Origin of the sequence: Flavobacterium sp. EDS, assembly GCF_020991525.1 — a bacterium.
In the GTDB taxonomy this organism is placed as follows: Bacteria; Bacteroidota; Bacteroidia; order Flavobacteriales; family Flavobacteriaceae; genus Flavobacterium.
In genome coordinates, this window is record NZ_JAJMOZ010000060.1 from 1 (window position 1) to 380 (window position 380).

Annotated in this window: 1 protein-coding gene; it reads right to left on the reverse strand. The window is 33.9% G+C overall.

The genetic code is table 11. The features are described 5' to 3' along the window. Positions 1–380, reverse strand: a 380-nt coding sequence (locus LPB87_RS20675) for an OmpA family protein (protein WP_230729233.1), incomplete at both ends; no start/stop codon positions are given.

The following is a 380-nucleotide window of genomic DNA, read 5'->3' on the forward strand; positions in this document are numbered from 1 at the left end:
CCATAACCTTTACCGGTTAATCTGCTTGAAGAAATACCATTTTGAACAAGCCATTTTATGGTTGATTTTGCTCTTCTGTCGGATAAAGCTTCATTGTATTTATGAGTTTGACGACTATCAGTATGCGAACGAATGTCTAATTTCATAGTTGGATGTTCTTTTAAAACATCTAAAATTTTCTCTAAATCTAAGGCTGCTTCTCTGCGGATGTTAGACTTATCCAAATCGAAATAAATCATTTTTATACCAAAACATTTACCTAGGTCATCTCCAATTGTTACCACGCATTCTGATTTTTCAAGTGCAATAGACAGCTGGGTTCTGCCGTTTTCTTTTAAGATAGTTACGTTTTGTTCCTTTGTCGTATATTTCTCTTTTTC